The organism is Novosphingobium sp. NFX11, from assembly GCF_057376415.1.
The window spans coordinates 2,946,348-2,963,045 of record NZ_CP080384.1; the positions used below are offsets into that span (position 1 = coordinate 2,946,348).

A 16,698-nucleotide genomic window follows, 5' to 3' on the forward strand; every position below is an offset into this window, starting at 1 on the left:
ACAGCCGCGTTAGCAGCGCCAAGTTGACGGCGCGTTAAGCGTTCCCCGCTAGGAAATGCAGCTTATGACCCGCATCCTTCACGTGCTCGACCATTCGCTGCCGATCCACAGCGGCTATACCTTCCGCACGCGCGCGATCCTGAAAGCGCAGCAGGCGCTGGGCCTCGACGTGCGCGGCGTGACCGGCCCGCGCTACAATGAAGGCGGCAGCGTGGTCGAGGAGCACGACGGCCTCCTGTTCCACCGCGTCGGCAGTAAGGTTTCAGGCCCTCCGGTCGTGCGCGAGTGGCGTGAGATCGCCCTGTTCGCGGCGGGAATCGAGAAGGTGGTGCAGCAGTGGCGTCCCGACGTTATCCACGCCCATTCGCCGGTCCTGTGCGGACAGGCCGCGCTCAAGGTCGCCCGCAAGTACGGCATTCCCCTCGTCTACGAGATCTGCGCTTTCTGGGAGGACGCCGCCGTCGGCAACGGCACCGGCAGCGAGGGTTCGCTCAAATACCGCCTCACCCATGCGCTCGAAACGCATGTGGTGCGCAAGGCCGACGCGGTGGTGACGATCTGCGAGGGGCTGCGCGCCGACCTCGCCACGCGCGGGATTTCCGAGGACAAGATCACCGTCATGCCCAATGGCGTCGACCTTGCCCTGTTCGGCACGCCGCTGCCGCGTGACGAGGCGTTTGCCGCGCAGCTCGGCTTCGACGGCCCGGTCATCGGTTTCATTGGCAGCTTCTATGACTACGAAGGACTCGACGTCCTGATCGACGCGATGCCCGCTCTCGTTGCCCGCCAGCCGCGCGCCAAGCTGCTGATGGTCGGCGGCGGCCCGCGCGAGGAGGCCCTGCGCGCGCAGGCGGCAGCCTCGCCCGCAGCCGGGGCCATCCACTTCGTCGGCCGCGTTCCGCACCACGAGGTCGATCGCTACTACGCGCTGTGCGACGTCATGGCCTACCCGCGCAAGAAGAGCCGCCTGACCGACCTCGTCACGCCGCTCAAACCTCTCGAGGCGATGGCACAGGGCAAGCTCGTCGCTGCCAGCGACGTGGGCGGCCACCGCGAGCTTGTCACCGACGGCTTGACCGGAGTGCTGTTCACCCCCGACGATGCATCCGCCTGCGCCGAGTCGCTGGCACGGCTGCTCAATGCCCGTGACGAGTGGGAATCCTACCGGATTGCGGGCCGCAAGCACGTGGAAACCCGCCACGATTGGGCCGAGAATGCCCGTCGTTATCCTCTCGTTTACCAAATGCTGGCAGCAAAGACCGATCAAGCAGGGCTGGGAGCCGCCGCGTGAGCACAGGTCCCGGTTCAAGACATAAGGGTAATGCAGTGGCCGACACCAAGCTCACCATCGAGAGCGGCACCGAGGGCGCGGGCGCCAACGCGGGAACCGGCGGACAGCCGATCACGCGCCACCCGCTGTTCCCGGCGATCGTCGCACTGTGGTTCGGCGCGCTCGCCGGGCTCGGCAGCGTGATCGTCAGCTCCTCGACGATGGAGGGACTGGTGCTGGCGCTTGGCATCGACAAGGTGATCCCGATGGCCGCGCCGCCGCTCGGCACGACGATGCGCATCCTGCTGGCGCTCGGCATGACCGGCCTCGGCGCTGCGATCGGCGGCCTGATCGCCCGGCGCATCGCCCGCCCCGCCGCCCTGCCCGCAACCGACGCCGCCGAAGGCGATGAGATCGAGCAGGCCGCCGCCGCACCCGCGCCGACCGCGCGTCGCCGCCGTGCCCTCGCCATCGAGCCCGAAGCGGCCCCCGTCGCCGAAGAGCACGCACCGCTGCCCGGCGCACCGACCGACCCTCGCATCCTCAACGTCGCCGATTTCGACATCGACAGCTTCGACGAAGGCCACGACCAGCCCGTGTTCCGTCGCCCGGTGGAAGCCGCCGCCATCGACAGCACCGCCGACGATGCCGACGAGGACGACAACCTGCCTGCATGGCTCGATGCCGAAACCGCCTGGCGCGAGCCCGAATCGACGTTCGGCGCCGATCGCGGCGTGTTCACGACGCCTCCCGGCGCACAGATCTTCAAGGCCGAACTCGACGCCGCCGAGGAGGCTGCTCGCGAACACGTCGAAGCGCCCGTCGGCAGCCGTCTGTTCGAAGCCTATTCACGTGAATTCTCGCCCCGCAGCGACGTAAAGGCCGATGCGGTGCCGGAAACGGTCGAAGAGCCTTTGGCCGGCGCCACTTCCAGCCTCGAAAGGGCCGCGCCCGGCTTCAAGCTGCTGCCGCGCCTGCCGCAAGGCGACTGGGGCGCGCCCGAGGCCGAATTCGAAGCGGAAGAGGCAGCTGCGTGGTCCGTACCGGCCTTCGCGGCATCTGCTGCGGAAGAATCGCCTTCCGACGAAGCGCCCTCCGGCATCGAGATCGTTGCTTTCCACGAAGAGCCCGCGCCGTTCGCGGCTCCCTTCGAAGCGGAACCGGAAGCTCCGGCCGAAACTTTCGTTGATACCGTGGAGGAACCGCGTTCGAGCGCCCGCATCGCCGATGCCGACCTCGGCTCGCTGTCGCAGGTCGAACTGCTCGAACGCCTCGCGCTCGCCATGGAGCGCCGCCGCGAGGATGCGCGCCGCGCCGCCGAGGTAGCCGTCGTGATCCCGCAGGCCATCGTCGCGCCATTCGCCGCGCCGATCGTCGAGGCTGAGCCCGAAGCGCAGGACGGTTACGTCGAAGCTCATCTGCCGGAACCCGCCCCGTCGTGGCCCGCCGCCGTACCCAGCGCGCTGCGCCCGATCGCGCTCGATCCGATCGACGATGCCGTCGAGCCGCTGGAAGGCTTTGTTCCGCCCCGCCACATCGGCCTCACCTCGAGCGAAGAGCGCCCGGGCTTTGACGAGCGCTTCGACCCGCACGCGGCCATCCCCTTCCCCAGCAGCCCGTTCCCGCACACCGCCTTCGAGGCGGAACCGGAAGCCGCTGAAGACGAGGAGGAGGACTCGGTCCTGCAGCAGGGCTATGCCTCGCTGTTCAACCTTTCGCGCCACGCAGCCGTCCGCAAGCCGTTCCTCCAGTTCGGCGACCCCGACGAGGCAGGCGACGAGCTCGCCCATGCCACCCCGGTGGACTCCGCCGAGGAAATCCAGGAGGAAAGCCAGGAATCCGTGCCGTTCGGCCGCCCGGTCCTTCTCCCCGACCCTACCGGCGAAGCTCCGGCGGACTATGAGGAGCGGCCCTTCGACGCCCCGCGCAACGATCCGGAGGCCACCGAACGCGCCCTGCGCGCGGCGCTCGCCACGCTGCAGCGCATGAGCGGAGCGGCCTGAAACCGCCCTTCGACCACCTCAAGCGGATTCGAAAACCCCCGTCCGGCGCAATCCGGGCGGGGTTTTTGATAATAAAATGCCGGGAAATCCGTCATCCACGCCATCTTGCTGCGCAGCTAGCCGTGTTCGCCATTGCAAAACGGTCCCTGAATCGTCATGGGGACCGTGGGGTCACTATGCCGCGTGGGGTCGTTCGCACGATTCGGTGCGAGATCCGCAGGCATGCCCAAGTGACGCCCGCCAAAAAACACAGGATGGGTTTATATCGATGGGATTTCCTAAGCCCCAGGGCCTCTATGACGCGCGCAATGAACACGACGCCTGCGGTGTGGGCTTCGTCGCCCATATCAAGGGCCAGAAAAACCACGCGATCATTACCCAGGCTCTGGAGATTCTGAAAAACATCGACCACCGCGGTGCGGTGGGCGCCGACCCCTTGCTGGGCGACGGCGCGGGCATCCTGACCCAGATTCCCGACCAGCTGCTGCGCACCTGGGCCACTTCCGAGGGCCTCGAACTGCCGCAGGCGGGCGACTACGCGGTCGCCATGTGCTTCCTGCCGCAGGACGACGCCTCGCGCGAGATGATCGTCTCGGTGTTCGAGAAGTTCATCAAGAAGGAAGGCCAGCACCTGATCGGCTGGCGCGACGTGCCCGTCACCACTGACGGCCTCGGCAAGACCGTGCTCGAATCGATGCCGGTGATCCGCCAGTGCATCGTCGGGCGCGGTGAAAGCTGCGCCGACCAGAACGCCTTCGAGCGCAAGATCCTGGCGATCCGCAAGCAGACCCAGAACCCGCTGGCGGCGCTGGCCGAGAAGCATGACATGCCGGGGCTCACCGAGCTGTACATGCCCAGCTTCTCGACCCGCACGATCGTCTACAAGGGCCTGCTGCTGGCGACCCAGGTGGGCTCGTTCTACGACGACCTGCGCAACCCGGAATTCGTCTCGGCCCTCGGCCTCGTGCACCAGCGCTTCTCGACCAACACCTTCCCGAGCTGGAAGCTGGCGCACCCGTTCCGCTTCATGGCGCACAACGGCGAGATCAACACCGTTCGCGGCAACGTGAACTGGATGAATGCGCGCCGCCGCACCATGGAATCCGAGCTGCTCGGCGCCGATCTCGACAAGATGTGGCCGCTGATCCCGCACGGCCAGTCGGACACCGCGTGCCTCGACAACGCGCTCGAACTGCTGATCGCGGGCGGATACTCCATGGTTCACGCCATGATGATCCTGGTGCCCGAGGCGTGGGCGGGCAACCCGCTGATGACCCCGGAACGCCGCGCGTTCTACGAATATCACGCCGCGCTGATGGAGCCGTGGGACGGCCCCGCCGCCGTCGCCTTCACCGATGGCCGCCAGATCGGCGCCACGCTGGACCGCAACGGGTTGCGCCCCGCGCGCTTCCTCGTCACCGACGACGACCTGTGCGTCATGGCGTCCGAGAGCGGCGTCCTTCCGATCAAGGAAGACAACATCGTGCGCAAGTGGCGTCTCCAGCCCGGCCGCATGCTGCTGATCGACTTCGAGGAAGGCCGCATCATCGAGGACGAGGAGATCAAGACCAAGCTGGCCGAGGCCGAGCCCTACGAAGAGTGGCTCGACCGCACGCAGTACAAGCTGGCCGATCTCGACGTGATCGAACCCGAACTGGCCGAGCTGCCCAAGCCAACCGGCACGCTGCTCGATCGCCAGCAGGCGTTCGGCTACACGCAGGAAGACACCACCCGCTTCCTCGAACCGATGGCCGTCAACGCCGACGATCCGCTCGGCTCGATGGGCACCGACACGCCGATCCCGGTGCTGTCGCACAAGTCGCGACTGCTCTACGACTACTTCAAGCAGAACTTCGCGCAGGTCACCAACCCGCCGATCGACCCGATCCGCGAGGAACTGGTGATGAGCCTGGTCACCATGATCGGCCCGCGCCCGAACCTGCTGGGTCATGACGCCGGGACGCACAAGCGCCTCGAAGTCAGCCAGCCGATCCTGACCGACCTTGGCCTCGCCAAGATCCGCTCGGTGGAGGCCGCGCTCGACGGCGCGTTCCGCACCGGCACCATCGACATGACCTGGGACGCCAAGACCGGCGCCGCAGGGCTTGAGCTGGCAATCAAGGAAATGTGCTGGGCCGCGACCGAAGCGGTGCTGGCGGACAAGAACATCCTGATCCTGTCCGACCGCAGCGTCGGCCCGGACCGGATCGCCATGCCCGCTCTGCTGGCGACGGCAGCCGTCCACCACCACCTCGTCCGCCAGGGCCTGCGCATGCAGACCGGCCTTGTCGTGGAAACCGGCGAAGCGCGCGAAGTGCATCACTTCTGCGCTCTGGCAGGCTACGGCGCCGAAGCGATCAATCCCTACCTCGCGCTCGAGACCATCGAGGAAATGCGGGTGCGCAAGAACCTGCCGGTCTCGGCCGAGCAGGCGGCGAAGAACTACGTCTACGCCATCGGCAAGGGCATCCGTAAGGTCATGTCCAAGATGGGCATCTCGACCTACCAGTCGTACTGCGGCGCGCAGATCTTCGACGCGGTCGGCCTGTCCACCGCGTTCGTCGACAAATACTTCTCCGGAACCGCCACCACCATCGAGGGTGCGGGCCTTGCCGAGATCGCGGAAGAAACCGTGCGCCGCCACGATGCGGCCTACGGCGACAACCCGGTCTTCAAGAACATGCTCGACGTGGGCGGCATCTACGGATCGCGCGTGCGCGGCGAGGAACATGCCTGGACCAGCGAGAACATCGGCCTGCTCCAGCACGCCGTCCGCGGCAACGTGCCTGAAAAGTACCGCGCCTTCGCGCAGACCATCAACGACCAGTCGGAGCGCATGCTCACGATCCGTGGCCTGATGGACTTCGTGCCCGGCCAGTCGATCCACATCGACGACGTCGAGCCCGCGAGCGAGATCGTGAAGCGCTTCGCCACCGGCGCGATGAGCTACGGCTCGATCAGCTGGGAAGCGCACACCACGCTGGCCGTGGCGATGAACCGCATCGGCGGCAAGTCGAACACCGGCGAAGGCGGCGAAGACCCCAAGCGCTTCAAGCCGCTGGACAACGGCGACACCATGCGCTCGTCGATCAAGCAGGTTGCTTCGGGCCGCTTCGGCGTCACCACCGAGTACCTGGTCAACGCCGACGACATCCAGATCAAGATGGCGCAGGGCGCGAAGCCCGGCGAAGGTGGCCAGCTGCCGGGCGACAAGGTGGACAAGACCATCGGCGCGACCCGTCACTCGACCCCGGGCGTCGGCCTGATCTCGCCGCCGCCGCACCACGACATCTACTCGATCGAAGACATCGCGCAGCTCATTCACGATCTCAAGAACGTGAACCCGACCAGCCGCGTCTCGGTCAAGCTGGTGTCCGAAGTGGGCGTGGGCACGGTTGCGGCTGGCGTCTCCAAGGCGCGCGCGGACCACATCACGATCTCGGGCTACGAAGGCGGCACCGGCGCTTCGCCGCTGACCTCGCTGACGCACGCGGGTTCGCCCTGGGAGATCGGCCTGGCCGAGACCCAGCAGACCCTGCTGCTCAACAACCTGCGCAGCCGCGTGGTGGTCCAGGCCGACGGCGGCCTGCGCACCGGCCGTGACGTCGCGGTTGCCGCGCTGCTCGGCGCCGAGGAATTCGGCTTCGCCACCGCGCCGCTGATCGCGGCGGGCTGCATCATGATGCGCAAGTGCCACCTCAACACCTGCCCGGTGGGTGTCGCCACGCAGAACCCGGTGCTGCGCGCGCGCTTCACCGGCCAGCCCGAGCACGTCATCAACTACTTCTTCTTCGTGGCGGAAGAACTGCGCGCGATCATGGCCGAACTCGGCTTCCGCACCATCCCCGAGATGGTCGGCCGCGTCGATCGCCTCGACATGAAGAAGGCCATCAGCCACTGGAAGGCCAAGGGCGTCGATCTCTCCAAGGTGCTCTACCAGGCACCGCTGGGCGACGGCCCCTCGCTGGGCTGGAGCGAAGTGCAGGACCACGGCCTCGAACACGCGCTGGATAACGCGCTGATCGAGGGCGCTGCCGATGCTCTGGAAAAGCGCGAAGCCGTCCGCATCGAAAAGCCCGTCATCAACGTCAACCGCACGGTCGGCGCGATGCTTTCGGGTGAAGTCGCCCGTCGCTACGGCCATGACGGCCTGCCCGACAACACGATCAACGTGAAGCTCACCGGCGTCGCCGGCCAGAGCTTCGCCGCCTGGCTTGCCCACGGCGTCACGCTCGACCTGACCGGCGATGCCAACGACTATGTCGGCAAGGGCCTCTCGGGCGGCCGCGTGATCGTGCGCCAGCCGAGCCATGTGAACCGTGACCCGCTCAAGAACATCATCGTCGGCAACACCGTGCTCTACGGCGCGATTTCCGGTGAGGCGTTCTTCAACGGCGTCGGCGGCGAGCGTTTCGCGGTCCGCAACTCGGGCGCGATCGCGGTCGTCGAAGGCTGCGGCGACCATGGCTGCGAGTACATGACCGGCGGCGTCGTGATGGTGCTGGGCAAGACCGGCCGCAACTTCGCGGCGGGCATGTCGGGCGGCATCGCCTACGTCTACGACGAGGACGGCGAGTTCGCGAAGCTGGTCAACCCCTCGATGGTGGATCTGCAGCCGATCTCCGCCGAAGCCGACGAGGACGAAGGCACGGGTCGTCCCCAGCAGCGCACCGTCTCGGTCCGCGACCTGGGCATGGGCGACATGCTGCGCCACGATGCGGAGCGCCTGCGCATCCTGCTCGAACGCCACCACCTGCACACCGGCTCGAAGCGAGCCCGCGCATTGCTCGACGATTGGGCAACCACGCTGGGCAAGTTCGTCAAGGTGATGCCGCGCGACTTCGCGAAGGCCCTGCGCCAGCAGGAGGCCGAACGCCTCGAAGCCGCCTCGGTCGCAGCAGAATAAGATTTAGGAACGTATCAAGATGGGCAAGGAAACCGGCTTCCTCGAACTCGACCGCAAGGACCGCACGTACGGTCCGGTCGAGGATCGCCTCAAGAACTACAACGAGTTCGTCGTCCCCCTCTCGCCCGAGGCGCTGAAGGCACAGGCGTCGCGCTGCATGAACTGCGGCGTGCCGCACTGCCACACCGGCTGCCCGGTCAACAACATCATCCCCGACTGGAATCACCTGGTCTACGAGGACGACTTCAAGAACGCGCTGGAAGTCCTCCACTCGACCAACAACTTCCCCGAGTTCACCGGCCGCATCTGCCCCGCCCCGTGCGAGGCGGCCTGCACGCTCAACATCATCGACGAGCCCGTGACCATCAAGTCGGTGGAATGCGCGATCGTCGACAAGGGATGGCAGGAAGGGTGGATCACGCCGCAGGTACCCGAAAAGCGCACCGGCAAGTCGGTCGCCGTCGTCGGCTCTGGCCCGGCGGGCATGGCCTGCGCCCAGCAGCTCGCCCGCGCCGGTCACTCGGTCACCCTGTTCGAGAAGAACGACCGCGTCGGCGGGCTGATGCGTTACGGCATCCCCGACTTCAAGATGGAGAAGCACCTCATCAACCGCCGCCTCGTGCAGATGATGGCGGAAGGTGTGGAGATCAAGACGTCGGTTGAAGTGGGCGTTACCGTCTCGGTCGCCTCGCTCAAGGAGAACTTCGACGCGGTGGTCTTCGCCGGCGGCGCGGAAGACCCGCGCCCGCTCGCGATCCCCGGCTTCGAGCTTCCCGGCGTGCGCTACGCGATGGAGTTCCTGACCCAGCAGAACAAGCGCAACGCCGGCGACGACGAACTGCGCGCCGCCCCGCGCGGCACCCTGTCGGCCACCGGCAAGCACGTCATCGTCATCGGCGGCGGCGATACCGGTTCGGACTGCGTCGGCACCTCCAACCGCCAGGGCGCCGCTTCGGTGACCCAGCTGGAGATCATGCCCAAGCCGCCGACGATGGAAGACAAGGCGCTGTCGTGGCCGTTCTGGCCGCTCAAGCTGCGCACCTCTTCCAGCCACGAGGAAGGTGCGACCCGCGACTGGGCCGTGCTGACCAAGCGCGTCATCGGCGACAACGACGTCAAGGGCCTCGAATGCGTCCGCGTCGAGTGGAAGGGCGGCAAGATGCAGGAGATCGAAGGCAGCGAGTTCACGCTCGAAGCCGACCTGATCTTCCTCGCCATGGGCTTCCTCGGCCCGCGCAAGGCCGGCATGCTCGACCAGTCGGGCGTCGAACTGGACGCGCGCGGCAACGTGAAGGCGAACGTCTTCGAATACCGCACCAGCGACGAGAAGATCTGGTCCTGCGGCGACATGCGCCGCGGTCAATCGCTGGTCGTTTGGGCGATTCGCGAAGGCCGCCAGTGCGCGCGTTCGGTGGACGAGGCGCTGATGGGCGTGAGCCAGCTGCCGCGCTGATTTGCGGCGTTGTCGGATTGAGAGGGGGCGTGCTGCAAGGCGCGCCCCTTTTTCGTTGCGCCTTGCCTATGGGGCTTCGACATGCTCAGCCTGAGCGGAATTTAAAGAACTGCTCTCCAACCCGCTCAGGCTGAGCTTGCCGAAGCCTTCGCCGCACGCATCACGCCCGCGCGATCACTTCTCCCGCCGCCTTGACCCCGAACCCGTCGCCCGGCTCTCTCCGCACCTAAAGGGAGACCCGTCATGCTGCTCGAAATCGCGGAAATCGAAGTACGTCCCGGAGCCGAAGACCAGTTCGCCAGCGCCATGCGTGATGCCGGGATAGCCCACCTCGCCACCTGCGAGGGCGTGGTCTCCGCCCGCTTCGGACGCGGGGTGGAGAACCCCTCGAAGTTCACCTTCAACGTCGTGTGGACATCGATGGAAGCGCACCAGAACGCCCGCACGCTTGAAGCATTCGGCAGGTTCCGGGCCTGCTTCGGTGATCTCTCGGTCGGCGGCGCGATGAGCCACTACGTGATGGACGAGGCGGTAGAGGGCCGTTCGGCCTGACTCGTCGTCCGGGACGACGAATTCGGAATCACCAGTCGATCGTGCCGCGCCCATGCTCCGCGAGAAACGCATTGGCCCGGCTGAAATGCCCGCAGCCGAAGAATCCCTGATAAGCCGACAGCGGGCTCGGATGCGGCGCCGTCAGCACCAGATGATGGCTCTCCATCAGCCCCGGCACGCTCAGTGCCTTCTTCTTCGCATGGCTGCCCCACAGCATGAATACGCAGGGCTCCGCTTTCGCCGCCACTGCCGCAACGGCCGCGTCGGTGATCGCTTCCCAGCCGCGCTTCTGGTGCGAACCGGCCTGCCCGGCCTCCACCGTCAGCGCGTTGTTGAGCAGCAGCACGCCCTGCCGCGCCCAGTGCTCCAGATTGCCGTGTCCCGGCGCCGCAACACCGCAGTCGGTCGCCAATTCCTTGTAGATGTTGACCAGCGAGGGCGGCACTTTCACCCCTCCTGCACCGAGAACGACAGGCCATGTGCCTGCCCCGGCCCGTGGTAGGGGTCCTGCCCCAGGATCACCACGCGCACCTGATCGAGCGGGGTAAGTTCCAGAGCCCGCAGCCGGGTGCCGCGCGGGGGATAGATCACCTTGCCCGCCGCTTCCTCGGCCTTGAGCCAGCCGCCCAGCCTGCGCGCCTCGGGCGTCGCCAGCACCGGCCCCAGCGCGGAAGCCCAGCTCTCCGGAACGGCCTGGACGTCCTGTGTTGCCGACATGCCCTCAACCTTTCCGAAAAACCCGCGCGGCAGTGCGCGCGCCATTGCGAAACCGCCAGCCAGTCCCTAAGCATTTTCGGATCATGGCTGTCCATCTCCACGAAGAAGATCTCCCCGAAGGCGTGCTCGCGCCGGGTCCCGTCGCTATCGACACCGAGACCATGGGCCTCATCACCGCCCGTGACCGGCTCTGCGTCGTGCAGATTTCGGATGGCAAGGGCGACGAGCATCTCGTCCGCTTCAAGCCCGGCAGCGATTACGCCGCCCCGAACCTGAAGGCCGTTCTGGCTGATCCGGCGCGCCTGAAGCTGTACCACTTCGCCCGCTTCGACCTTGCCGCGATCGAGCATTACCTCGGCGTCACCGCCGCGCCGGTGTTCTGCACCAAGATCGCCAGCAAGATGGTGCGCACCTATACCGACCGCCACGGCCTGAAGGACCTCGTGCGCGAACTGCTTGGCAAGGAAGTGTCCAAGCAGCAGCAGTCGAGCGACTGGGGCGCCCCCGAACTCACCGAGGCGCAGAAGGACTACGCCGCGTCGGACGTGCGCTACCTGCATGCGATGCACGAAATCCTCGTGGTTCGTCTGGCGCGGGAGAACCGCACCGATCTCGCCCAGGCCTGTTTCGATTTCCTTCCGGCGCGCGCCCGACTGGACCTTGCAGGCTGGCCGGACCACGACATCTTCAGCCACGAAGCAGCCTGACCCGTCCACGGGAGTTACCTGAAAAGCCATGTCCGTCGAAGCCATCAAGATCCAGAACCGCCGTAGGCACTTCGCCGCGCCCGGCGGCTCGCATGATCGGCTCGTCGGAATGCTGGCGAAGGTGCTCCCGGCGGGTATCGGCCTTGTCGCTGCAGTGATGATCCTGGTGCCGCTGTCTCCGCGCGGCGAGATCAGCTTCCTGCTCGACCGCAACAAGGTTGCGATCACCAGCGAACGCCTGCGCGCCGACAATGCCGCCTATCGCGGCAAGGACAACAAGAACCGCGACTTCACCGTCAACGCCGGAACCGCCGTGCAGAAGAGCGCGACCACGCCGATCGTCGAGATGCTGGGCCTCAAGGCCCTGATGAACCTCAACGACGGCCCGGCTGAAATCGTCGCCCCGCGCGGCGCCTACAACTACGACAGCGAGCAGATCGCCGTCGATGGGCCGGTCAACTTCGCCGCGCCCGACGGGTACAAGATGACCACGCGCAACGTGGCCATCGACGTGAAGCAGAAGACGGCCGTGGGTACAGGGGGTGTCGATGGCACCGTGCCGACGGGCACCTTCCGTGCAGACTCGATGAAAGCCGACCTCGAGAACCGCACTGTGACCCTCGAAGGCAACGCCCGCCTGCGCATGACGCCGGGCAAACTCAGGATACCGCAATGATCGCCGCCCCCGCATGCTCTACCGTACCGCACTGGTCCTGCCGGTGCTGGGCCTCGCCGCCCTTGCCGGGTCGCAGCAACTGGGCGCGCAGGTCTTCAACGGTCACAACTCCAACGCCCCGGTGGACTATGCCGCCGACCGCATCGAACTGCAGGACAAGCAGGATCGGGTGATCCTCTCCGGCAACGTTGACGTTAAGCAGGCGGAACTGCGCCTGCGCGCGGCACGCACGGTGGTGAACTTCACCAACCAGGGCTCAATGCAGATCCAGCGCATCACCGCGAGCGGAGGCGTTGTCGTATCCCGTCCCGACGAGACTGCGACGGGTGATGTCGGCGTCTACGACTTCAACCAGCGCATCATCACGATGACCGGCAATGCCACCATCAAGCGCAGCAACGGCGACGTCCTGCGCGGCGGACGGCTGGTAGTGGACCTCAAGAGCGGCGTGTCATCGGCGTCTGCCGGACCGAACGGACGTGTTTCGGGTACGTTTTCGGTGCCGAAGCAGAACGGGAAGTAAGTTCCGGACCTGGTTCGGATTAATGAATTAACCAAAAGACATTTTCCTACAGCCTATAATGTGCGTAATTGGTTTCGGGTATCCTTCACTTCGAGGAGTCCCGATGCCAAGCAGTCCCATTTCCGTGCCCGCCGGGTATGCGCCCGCATTTGCCATAGGCTTTGCCGCGTCGTCCGGCGGTGACCTGTCTATCGTTGAACCTAGCCGACCGCTGCCGGTCACGTCCGTCCAGCCTCCCGCATCTTCGCCGCTTACCGGAACTGTCCAGGCGCAGACAACTGCCGGTCCCTTTATTCCTGCTGCAGCCCGGCCGGTTTTCCTGACGCTCGCGGGCCTCTGGCAGGGAAATGTCATCATAGCGCGATCCACCGATGGCGGCGCGACGCTCCAGCCACTTACCCTGGCAGGCGAGCCTTGGGCCAGTTTCACTTCCAACGCCTGCGAGGCCGTCTGGGAGGAGTACGAAGCAGGAGCCGCGCTCTACCTCATCGCCGATGTGACATCCGGTTCCCTGCAATATCGCCTGTCTCAATAGACTAGCGACCCAAAGATTCATCGCACAGCTCTCGTTTGGAGAACATCCATGCCAATCGATGTAATCGCGCGCGGAATGGCCGTAGCGCAAGCGCGCTCCTTCGCCTCGAACGAACCGGGCAAAGGTGCTGCACTCATCTTCACGGAAAGCGGCGACAGCTTGCAGACCGTTTCCGAACTTTCGCTTGGTATCGCACCTGTTCTCCCGAGCGGGGAGACGATACGGTGGCCCTGCAGGCCGCTCTATCGACCGGGTGCTTGATACTGGCCAAGGGAGCAAGTTACCAAATTACCGGAAGCCTTACGTGTCCGGCGTACCGCTGCGTCGTGATCGGTAATGGCGCGCGGCTCAACGTCAACTTCGGATCAGATTACGCCCGCCCGGTTTTCCAGAACGACAAGCAAAAGGACGTCAGTCACACTCTCATCGTTCGCGATCTTGTGATCCGCGGAAACTGCATGATCTTTGATTTTCGATACTCTTCCAACAACCCGGGTGCCGGGATGAAGATCAAAGCAAATTGCATTGACTTCAATACTCTCGACGGAAACCAGCGGCAAGGAACAGGATTAATTATATCCGACCAGATCGACTTTCTTGAAATGTCCAATATTGATATAATAAATGTCGATCAAGTATTCCAGATCGGCGGCGGAGCAGAACGTCGCGATAGCACTCAGCTATCGATGCGCCAGTTCTATATACAACAGGTAAATGGGATCGGATCCATTTCGGGTGTCGATAAATTTACCCTGGAGCAGGTAGATGCAATGACCGTGGACTCAGGCATAGCATACCTCCGATCCTGCAAGAACATTCAATGCCGATAGGTACATGTCGAAGGAATAGGTGCCCCCGGGTATTCGGCCGCCGGCGGCGCAATGCCAGCAGCAGCGCAGGGCTATGGTCATTACATCGCAAATCTCATCGAAATTGGCGTGCATTTCGATCAGTGTAAGACCATAGACCACGGCGGGACCGGCGGAACGGGAAAAGGCAGCATATACATCGGTCAAGCGTCGCTACCGAGGCTTCAGAATGTGAAGCTTACCAACTGTACACTTGCGTTGGCAATGATGGGCTCAGCCAATTGGAAGCCAATAGTCAACAGGGGGCGTTTCAAATGGAGCGGGGCCTGGCCATTCACAGCTGAAGTATCACTTCATGCAATCTCCATGCAGTACCAGGATGCCCAGATCGAAGATCCGGTCATTGATCGAACGAGCGCTGGAAATCTGCTGCCAGGCTCCACGCCGCTGAGCCTGACGGACACTGCGATATCAGGAGGCGGATCGCCTCCAACCCTGTCCGAGGTAGCGGACAGCTATAGCACGTTCACCGGCCATTCGGTGACATTCAATGCCGCAGGATACCAGATGGTCAAGGCCGTCAACGTACCACAGGGCTGGAATACCCTGATCTTCGAAGGACGCCGAACCGCTGGGCTGCCGAGGCTGTTCGCTCAGCAGACCGGCGGCAGCTTCTCCACGTTCGTCGATGCCGTACTGGTTGATGCCGCCGGCGAAGACGTGACCTGGCGCCTCCCTTCTGGAACGCAACGCCGAACCAGTCCATTAAGATCGGTTTCCTGTCTTCCGCGACAGGCGATGCACTCAATTGCACGTACATCGGCTTGGCGCGGGGCTTGCATGTTCGCAAACCGGTAACCTCGACCCTTGAAACCTTGGCGTCGCTCCCTCCCCCAGCAACCTTTGGCTGGGCAGACAAGCCATAGTAAGAGCCAACGGAATAGCCGACAGTATATACACTTGCCTGCGTAATGCTGCCGGTAGTGCCACTTGGGTACCGCTCGGCTAGCTCGGCAAGCAGCGGCATCAGAACGCCCTGTCGTGCACCAAGACCCGCATGGTCAGGAAGATGATCTGCAGATCGCGCATGATCGTCCATCCCTCCAGGTATTCCAGGTCAGCCTGGAGGCGGTTGACGAGGTCGGATTCGTGGTCGGTCGCACCTCGGAAACCGCGCACTTGCGCCAAACCTGACAAGCCGGGCTTCAGCGAATGGCGCTGCCAATACCGCAGATCCACTTCCCAGAACAGCTTGTCGCCGGCCAGCGATCCCGTCGCATGCGGGCGCGGGCCGACAAGGCTCATGTCGCCGAGCAGCACGTTGAACAACTGCGGCAGTTCGTCGATACTGGTGCGCCGGATGAAGCGCCCCACGCGCGTGATCCGCTGGTCGTCCTTCGAAGCCGAAACTGAACCGGTGGCATCACCCAGCGACTGCGTCATCGAACGGAACTTGTACATGTTGAAGAAGCGGTTGCCGCGCCCCATGCGGCGCTGCGTAAAGAATACCGAGCCGCCATCCTGCAGCTTCACTGCCAGAGCAACAACGATCAGAAGCGGTGAGAGTGCAAGGATCGCGCCACCCGCGAACGCGACATCGAACAGGCGCTTGACGGCGCGATCGCGCAAGCCGAGCGGCCCGGCTGACACCATCAGCAGGCCGTGCTTGCCGACAACGCGTGCGCCCTGAGCACCAAGCCGCGCAACCTCGTCGTCAAGCACTTCGCCATCGACGTTAGCGCCCTTGAGCATCATGGCCCATTCCGCACGACGTCCAGCAGGACAGCTCACTATCACGCGATCAATGTTGCGCAGTACGAGACCGATACGATCCAAAGCATTCGGGTCGTTGAGATTGGGCCTCAACCCCATACCGGCAGCTGAAATGCGGATCGCTCCACGCAATTGCACCTGAGGCCCACCATCATCGATGATGAGTTCGTTGATGATGTTGTCGCCGCAACGCCAGCGCACGAAACTGCGCAATTGCAGTCGCATCCACGCGACGACGGCCATCGCCGCCAATGCCCCCCGTTGAAGCCGGAACGCGAAACATCCGCATCGGGCCGGATCAGGAATTGCACGAAGACCACGACGAACACGGCGATGACGATCGCCACAAGCCCACGAAACACCCCTTTCCATCCGTCCTGCAGCGAGGCGGTGGAATAGGCTCCGTTGTAAAGCGCCAGTGTCAGGAAGATCGGCAGGATCAGTTGAGCATGGACAAGGCTTTCACCAAGCCCCTGCGTACCGGCAAGTATATAGCCGGTCGCCGCAAAAGCGATGAAAATCGATACGATGTCTCCCACGACCAGCGAAAGATAGCACTGCAGGCGCCTCCGCTCGAGCGACGGAGCGACGAGCAGATCATCGATATCGATCCGCTCTTTGGCGAGCGCACCTGTTGCAAACGGAGCATTCATGCTGGCAGCACTCGGGCTTGCGAATTCACGCTGAATGCCTCCCTCATCAGAACCTCAGCGCGCGCAGCATGCACGTCATGCTGCGACGCAATAGGTATATGCCCGTATGTACTGAAGAGGC

11 protein-coding genes and 2 pseudogenes are annotated in these 16,698 nt (G+C 64.5%); 11 read left to right on the top strand and 2 right to left on the bottom strand.

All coding sequences use genetic code 11. The features are described from left to right. Positions 1 to 64 precede the first annotated feature (64 nt). The 5 genes from KZO24_RS15110 to KZO24_RS15130 all read left to right on the top strand — a co-directional run bounded on the left by KZO24_RS15110 (position 65) and on the right by KZO24_RS15130 (position 10,184). Positions 65 to 1,291: a TIGR04063 family PEP-CTERM/XrtA system glycosyltransferase gene (locus KZO24_RS15110; RefSeq protein WP_486486555.1), complete on the top strand. Its 1,227-nt coding sequence runs from the start codon at positions 65 to 67 to the stop codon at positions 1,289 to 1,291. Positions 1,292 to 1,326: 35 nt separating this feature from the next. Beyond that, positions 1,327 to 3,273, top strand: coding sequence for a hypothetical protein (locus KZO24_RS15115; protein WP_271182531.1), 1,947 nt, complete (start codon positions 1,327 to 1,329; stop codon positions 3,271 to 3,273). A 268-nt stretch (positions 3,274 to 3,541) separates the two neighbouring features. Beyond that, entirely contained in the window at positions 3,542 to 8,179 is a 4,638-nt protein-coding gene (gene gltB / locus KZO24_RS15120) for a glutamate synthase large subunit (RefSeq protein ID WP_271182532.1), read from the top strand. Between the two features lie 19 nt (positions 8,180 to 8,198). After that, complete coding sequence (locus KZO24_RS15125) at positions 8,199 to 9,632, top strand: glutamate synthase subunit beta (RefSeq protein WP_069708567.1); 1,434 nt, start codon at positions 8,199 to 8,201, stop codon at positions 9,630 to 9,632. A 243-nt stretch (positions 9,633 to 9,875) separates the two neighbouring features. Then, a complete protein-coding gene (locus KZO24_RS15130; RefSeq protein WP_271182533.1) occupies positions 9,876 to 10,184 on the top strand; it encodes a putative quinol monooxygenase in 309 nt (102 codons plus the stop codon). A gap of 28 nt (positions 10,185 to 10,212) precedes the next feature. Here KZO24_RS15130 and ung read toward each other — a convergent pair. Continuing rightward, a pseudogene (ung, locus tag KZO24_RS15135) lies at positions 10,213 to 10,901 on the bottom strand (uracil-DNA glycosylase). An 83-nt stretch (positions 10,902 to 10,984) separates the two neighbouring features. On the opposite strand from ung, the gene KZO24_RS15140 reads away from it, so the two are divergent. The 6 genes from KZO24_RS15140 to KZO24_RS15165 all read left to right on the top strand — a co-directional run bounded on the left by KZO24_RS15140 (position 10,985) and on the right by KZO24_RS15165 (position 15,009). Beyond that, complete coding sequence (locus KZO24_RS15140; RefSeq protein ID WP_271182534.1) at positions 10,985 to 11,608, top strand: ribonuclease D; 624 nt, start codon at positions 10,985 to 10,987, stop codon at positions 11,606 to 11,608. Between the two features lie 28 nt (positions 11,609 to 11,636). Further along, entirely contained in the window at positions 11,637 to 12,284 is a 648-nt protein-coding gene (lptC, locus tag KZO24_RS15145; protein WP_271182535.1) for an LPS export ABC transporter periplasmic protein LptC, read from the top strand. A 13-nt stretch (positions 12,285 to 12,297) separates the two neighbouring features. Further along, positions 12,298 to 12,807, top strand: coding sequence for an LptA/OstA family protein (locus KZO24_RS15150; RefSeq protein WP_486486556.1), 510 nt, complete (start codon positions 12,298 to 12,300; stop codon positions 12,805 to 12,807). Between the two features lie 103 nt (positions 12,808 to 12,910). Continuing rightward, positions 12,911 to 13,342 carry a hypothetical protein gene (locus tag KZO24_RS15155; RefSeq protein WP_271182537.1) on the top strand — a complete coding sequence of 144 codons (432 nt, stop codon included), beginning with the start codon at positions 12,911 to 12,913 and terminating at the stop codon, positions 13,340 to 13,342. Between the two features lie 224 nt (positions 13,343 to 13,566). Further along, complete coding sequence (locus KZO24_RS15160; RefSeq protein ID WP_486486557.1) at positions 13,567 to 14,172, top strand: hypothetical protein; 606 nt, start codon at positions 13,567 to 13,569, stop codon at positions 14,170 to 14,172. 51 nt (positions 14,173 to 14,223) lie between these two features. Further along, positions 14,224 to 15,009 carry a hypothetical protein gene (locus tag KZO24_RS15165; RefSeq protein ID WP_486486558.1) on the top strand — a complete coding sequence of 262 codons (786 nt, stop codon included), beginning with the start codon at positions 14,224 to 14,226 and terminating at the stop codon, positions 15,007 to 15,009. A 168-nt stretch (positions 15,010 to 15,177) separates the two neighbouring features. Here the strand turns inward: KZO24_RS15165 and KZO24_RS15170 are convergent. After that, positions 15,178 to 16,577: pseudogene (locus KZO24_RS15170) on the bottom strand (sugar transferase). Positions 16,578 to 16,698 lie beyond the last annotated feature (121 nt).

Excerpts from the sequence above, each read along its gene's own strand:
- KZO24_RS15110 (WP_486486555.1), top strand. The coding sequence starts at position 65 with ATGACCCGCATCCTTCACGTGCTCGACCATTCGCTGCCGATCCACAGC.
- gltB (WP_271182532.1), top strand. The coding sequence starts at position 3,542 with ATGGGATTTCCTAAGCCCCAGGGCCTCTATGACGCGCGCAATGAACAC.
- KZO24_RS15125 (WP_069708567.1), top strand. The coding sequence starts at position 8,199 with ATGGGCAAGGAAACCGGCTTCCTCGAACTCGACCGCAAGGACCGCACG.
- KZO24_RS15130 (WP_271182533.1), top strand. The coding sequence starts at position 9,876 with ATGCTGCTCGAAATCGCGGAAATCGAAGTACGTCCCGGAGCCGAAGAC.
- KZO24_RS15140 (WP_271182534.1), top strand. The coding sequence starts at position 10,985 with ATGGCTGTCCATCTCCACGAAGAAGATCTCCCCGAAGGCGTGCTCGCG.
- lptC (WP_271182535.1), top strand. The coding sequence starts at position 11,637 with ATGTCCGTCGAAGCCATCAAGATCCAGAACCGCCGTAGGCACTTCGCC.
- KZO24_RS15150 (WP_486486556.1), top strand. The coding sequence starts at position 12,298 with ATGCTCTACCGTACCGCACTGGTCCTGCCGGTGCTGGGCCTCGCCGCC.
- KZO24_RS15155 (WP_271182537.1), top strand. The coding sequence starts at position 12,911 with ATGCCAAGCAGTCCCATTTCCGTGCCCGCCGGGTATGCGCCCGCATTT.
- KZO24_RS15165 (WP_486486558.1), top strand. The coding sequence starts at position 14,224 with ATGCCAGCAGCAGCGCAGGGCTATGGTCATTACATCGCAAATCTCATC.